The sequence below is a fragment of the Sanguibacter sp. Z41_6 genome (genome assembly GCF_059621145.1).
The window spans coordinates 1-5,624 of record NZ_JCAQIF010000009.1 but is presented as its reverse complement, the minus strand read 5'-3'; the positions used below and the strand labels follow the sequence as shown (position 1 = coordinate 5,624).

3 rRNA genes are annotated in these 5,624 nt (G+C 56.9%); all 3 read right to left on the bottom strand.

The features are described from left to right. Positions 1–43 precede the first annotated feature (43 nt). Positions 44–160: ribosomal RNA gene (gene rrf, locus AC54T1_RS14450) — 5S ribosomal RNA — on the bottom strand. 80 nt (positions 161–240) lie between these two features. Further along, a 23S ribosomal RNA gene (locus AC54T1_RS14445) occupies positions 241–3,350 on the bottom strand. A gap of 462 nt (positions 3,351–3,812) precedes the next feature. After that, a 16S ribosomal RNA gene (locus AC54T1_RS14440) occupies positions 3,813–5,332 on the bottom strand. Together the 16S, 23S and 5S rRNA genes form the textbook arrangement of a ribosomal RNA operon. Positions 5,333–5,624: the final 292 nt, after the last annotated feature.

Below are 5,624 nucleotides of genomic sequence, written 5' to 3'. Positions count from 1 at the left end.
GACGAAGGCCCACCCCTTGAGGGGTGGGCCTTCGACAATGGTTGTCCGGCGGCGTCCTACTCTCCCACACAGTCTCCCGTGCAGTACCATCGGCGCTGAGAGGCTTAGCTTCCGGGTTCGGAATGGGACCGGGCGTTTCCCTCTCGCTATGACCGCCGTAACTCTATGGGGTTATCAAGCCGGGTTCTCGGCCGTATCCCGAGAACCGCACAGTGGACGCGTAGCACACAAAAAGTGAGTGTTATCAAGTTATCGGCTTATTAGTACCGGTCAGCTCCGAAGGTCTTTCGTCCCTTCTTCCACGTCCGGCCTATCTACCCAGTGGTCTGCTGGGAGCCTCTCGGAGCAAGCTCCGTGGAAACCTCATCTTGAAGCAGGCTTCCCGCTTAGATGCTTTCAGCGGTTATCCCTTCCGAACGTAGCCAACCAGCCGTGCTCCTGGCGGAACAACTGGCACACCAGAGGTTCGTCCGTCCCGGTCCTCTCGTACTAGGGACAGCCCTTCTCAAGTTTCCTGCGCGCGCAGCGGATAGGGACCGAACTGTCTCACGACGTTCTAAACCCAGCTCGCGTACCGCTTTAATGGGCGAACAGCCCAACCCTTGGGACCTACTCCAGCCCCAGGATGCGACGAGCCGACATCGAGGTGCCAAACCATGCCGTCGATATGGACTCTTGGGCAAGATCAGCCTGTTATCCCCGGGGTACCTTTTATCCGTTGAGCGACGGCGCTTCCACAAGCCACCGCCGGATCACTAGTTCCGACTTTCGTCCCTGCTCGACTTGTCAGTCTCACAGTCAAGCTCCCTTGTGCACTTGCACTCGACACCTGATTGCCAACCAGGCTGAGGGAACCTTTGAGCGCCTCCGTTACATTTTAGGAGGCAACCGCCCCAGTTAAACTACCCATCAGGCACTGTCCCTGATCCGGATTACGGACCGAGGTTAGATATCCAGAGCGACCAGAGTGGTATTTCAACGTTGACTCCACACACACTGGCGTGCATGCTTCACAGTCTCCCACCTATCCTACACAAGCCGCACCGAACACCAATACCAAACTATAGTAAAGGTCCCGGGGTCTTTCCGTCCTGCTGCGCGTAACGAGCATCTTTACTCGTAGTGCAATTTCGCCGAGTTCGCGGTTGAGACAGCGGAGAAGTCGTTACGCCATTCGTGCAGGTCGGAACTTACCCGACAAGGAATTTCGCTACCTTAGGATGGTTATAGTTACCACCGCCGTTTACTGGGGCTTAAATTCTCAGCTTCACCCCGAAGGGTTAACCGGTCCTCTTAACCTTCCAGCACCGGGCAGGCGTCAGTCCGTATACATCGTCTTGCGACTTCGCACGGACCTGTGTTTTTAGTAAACAGTCGCTTCTCCCTGGTCTCTGCGGCCCTTGCACGCTCCCCCAGCAAGTGGGATCACGCTCCGGGCCCCCCTTCTCCCGAAGTTACGGGGGCATTTTGCCGAGTTCCTTAACCACGATTCTCTCGATCGCCTTAGTATTCTCTACCTGATCACCTGAGTCGGTTTGGGGTACGGGCGGCTAGAACCTCGCGCCGAGGCTTTTCTTGGCAGCTGAGGATCACCAAATCCCCCCATACGGGGGTCCCGTCAGATCTCAGGCACATGAACAGCGGATTTGCCTACTGTTCGCCCTACATCCTTAGACCGAGACAACCATCGCTCGGCTTGGCTACCTTCCTGCGTCACCCCTGTTAATACGCTTACCTAGTGCCGGTTCGGGTCACGCGCTCCCCTGAGTCCTCAGCCCCGAAGGGCCTGTGGACCAGGTTTGGGCGTTTAGCATCACCGGGGTCGGTATGGGCGGTTCTTCGCCGGTAGGAGAATATCAACTCCTTGTCCATCGACTACGCCTGTCGGCCTCGCCTTAGGTCCCGACTTACCCAGGGCGGATTAGCCTGGCCCTGGAACCCTTGATCATTCGGCGGACGGGTTTCTCACCCGTCATTCGCTACTCATGCCTGCATTCTCACTCGTGTAGGCTCCACCGCTGGGTTACCCCGCGACTTCACTGCCCACACGACGCTCCCCTACCCATCCACACGCCTGGATCACGAAGACCTAGCACTTGTGTGAATGCCACAGCTTCGGCGGTATACTTGAGCCCCGCTACATTGTCGGCGCGGAATCACTTGACCAGTGAGCTATTACGCACTCTTTCAAGGGTGGCTGCTTCTAAGCCAACCTCCTGGTTGTCTGTGCAACTCCACATCCTTTCCCACTTAGCATACGCTTTGGGGCCTTAGCTGGTGGTCTGGGCTGTTTCCCTCTCGACTACGGAGCTTATCCCCCGCAGTCTCACTGCCACGCTCTCACTTACCGGCATTCGGAGTTTGGCTGACGTCAGTAACCTTGTAGGGCCCATCGGCCATCCAGTAGCTCTACCTCCGGTAAGAAACACGTGACGCTGCACCTAAATGCATTTCGGGGAGAACCAGCTATCACGAAGTTTGATTGGCCTTTCACCCCTACCCACAGGTCATCCCCCAGGTTTTCAACCCTGGTGGGTTCGGTCCTCCACGCGGTCTTACCCGCGCTTCAACCTGCCCATGGGTAGATCACTTCGCTTCGGGTCTAGACCCAGCGACTATGTTCGCCCTATTAAGACTCGCTTTCGCTACGGCTTCCCCACACGGGTTAACCTCGCCACTGAGCACTAACTCGCAGGCTCATTCTTCAAAAGGCACGCTGTCACCCCTGCTATGGAGGCTCCAACGGATTGTAGGCACACGGTTTCAGGTACTATTTCACTCCCCTCCCGGGGTACTTTTCACCTTTCCCTCACGGTACTTGTCCGCTATCGGTCACTAGGTAGTATTTAGGCTTAGCAAGTGGTCTTGCCGGATTCACACGGGATTTCTCGGGCCCCGTGCTACTTGGGATCCCCTTCGGGAGGCCACGTCATTTCGTCTACGGGGGTCACACCCTCTACGCCGGGCCTTTCAATGCCCTTCGACTATAACGCGGCTTTCTGACTCCCTGAAAGTTCGGCAGAACAATCTGAAAGGTCCCACAACCCCGCCCATGCAACCCCTGCCGGGTATCACACATGAACGGTTTGGCCTCATCCGCTTTCGCTCGCCACTACTCACGGAATATCTCTTCCTGTCGGTACTGAGATGTTTCACTTCCCGACGTTCCCTCCACACACCCTATATATTCAGGTGCGGGTCACTGGACATGACTCCAGCGGGGTTTCCCCATTCGGACATCCTCGGATCACGGTTCGTTTGCCAACTCCCCGAGGCTTATCGCAGGCTACAACGTCCTTCATCGGCTCCTAGTGCCAAGGCATCCACCCTGTGCCCTTAAAAACTTGACAACAATAAATTGCAGAGAACAAAGATAAATCTTTGATCTTACAAAGATGCTCGCGTCCACTGTGCAGTTCTCAAGCTACGGACGATCCCGCCGAACACCAGCGCCTACCCACACCAACGGTGAGCGGTTCAACCAGATCACGACGACCCGTACATGCCACCTCGACCAACCCCCAGCGCCCGACCCGAAAGCCGACCACCCGAAGCTGCCCCAGGCCTGAAGTTCACCATCGCCAATGCGACCGTGCCCTCAGGACCCAACAGTGTGCTCACGCCACCACCCCACAAGAACCCAGGTTTCCCACCCGACCCGAAGACCGAACGTACTTCCCAAGCCCCTCAGAGGCACCAGCTAGTCAGTGTTCCACCCATGAGCAACCGTCCCCACCCACATTCGGGGCGTCCGACGGCCACCTGCACCCACCGAGTACAAAGACCGGCAGCTGCAGCATGTAGCTCCTTAGAAAGGAGGTGATCCAGCCGCACCTTCCGGTACGGCTACCTTGTTACGACTTAGTCCCAATCGCCAATCCCACCTTCGACGGCTCCCTCCCAAGGGTTGGGCCACCGGCTTCGGGTGTTACCGACTTTCGTGACTTGACGGGCGGTGTGTACAAGGCCCGGGAACGTATTCACCGCAGCGTTGCTGATCTGCGATTACTAGCGACTCCGACTTCATGGGGTCGAGTTGCAGACCCCAATCCGAACTGAGACCGGCTTTTTGGGATTCGCTCCACCTCGCGGTATCGCAGCCCTTTGTACCGGCCATTGTAGCATGCGTGAAGCCCAAGACATAAGGGGCATGATGATTTGACGTCATCCCCACCTTCCTCCGAGTTGACCCCGGCAGTCTCCTATGAGTCCCCACCATAACGTGCTGGCAACATAGGACGAGGGTTGCGCTCGTTGCGGGACTTAACCCAACATCTCACGACACGAGCTGACGACAACCATGCACCACCTGTACACCAGTCCGAAGACGCGACCATCTCTGGCCGATTCCGGTGTATGTCAAGCCTTGGTAAGGTTCTTCGCGTTGCATCGAATTAATCCGCATGCTCCGCCGCTTGTGCGGGCCCCCGTCAATTCCTTTGAGTTTTAGCCTTGCGGCCGTACTCCCCAGGCGGGGCACTTAATGCGTTAGCTGCGGCACGGAACTCGTGGAATGAGCCCCACACCTAGTGCCCAACGTTTACGGCATGGACTACCAGGGTATCTAATCCTGTTCGCTACCCATGCTTTCGCTCCTCAGCGTCAGTTGCGGCCCAGTGACCTGCCTTCGCCATCGGTGTTCCTCCTGATATCTGCGCATTCCACCGCTACACCAGGAATTCCAGTCACCCCTACCGCACTCTAGTCTGCCCGTACCCGATGCAAGCTCAAGGTTGAGCCTTGAGTTTTCACACCAGACGCGACAAACCGCCTACGAGCTCTTTACGCCCAATAATTCCGGACAACGCTTGCGCCCTACGTATTACCGCGGCTGCTGGCACGTAGTTAGCCGGCGCTTCTTCTGCAGGTACCGTCACTTTCGCTTCTTCCCTACTGAAAGAGGTTTACAACCCGAAGGCCTTCATCCCTCACGCGGCGTCGCTGCATCAGGCTTTCGCCCATTGTGCAATATTCCCCACTGCTGCCTCCCGTAGGAGTCTGGGCCGTGTCTCAGTCCCAGTGTGGCCGGTCGCCCTCTCAGGCCGGCTACCCGTCGACGCCTTGGTGGGCCGTTACCCCGCCAACAAGCTGATAGGCCGCGAGTCCATCCTTGACCGAAAAACTTTCCAACCACCCCGATGCCAGGGCAGTTCATATCCAGTATTAGCCCCGGTTTCCCGGAGTTATCCCAGAGTCAAGGGCAGGTTACTCACGTGTTACTCACCCGTTCGCCACTGATCAGGAGGAGCAAGCTCCTCCATCACCGTTCGACTTGCATGTGTTAAGCACGCCGCCAGCGTTCGTCCTGAGCCAGGATCAAACTCTCCGTAAATGTTTTTCATCAACCAACCCGAAGGCCAGCCAACAACCATACGAAGGCAGACACCCTGCAAAGGGCATCCACTTAATCAAGGCTACAAAATCGAAAACTTGCGTTTTCATATTTCGTACCAAATAAACCCCGCCACAACCAACCCGCACACCATGATGACGCACGGACCAGGCCACGACGGAGGGTCTTGGCACTGACTATTAAGCACACTGTTGAGTTCTCAAGGAACGGACGCTCACCTCAACCAGACCAACCGGCCTGCTCTCGGGGCAACCTCTCCAGCCTAACCGAA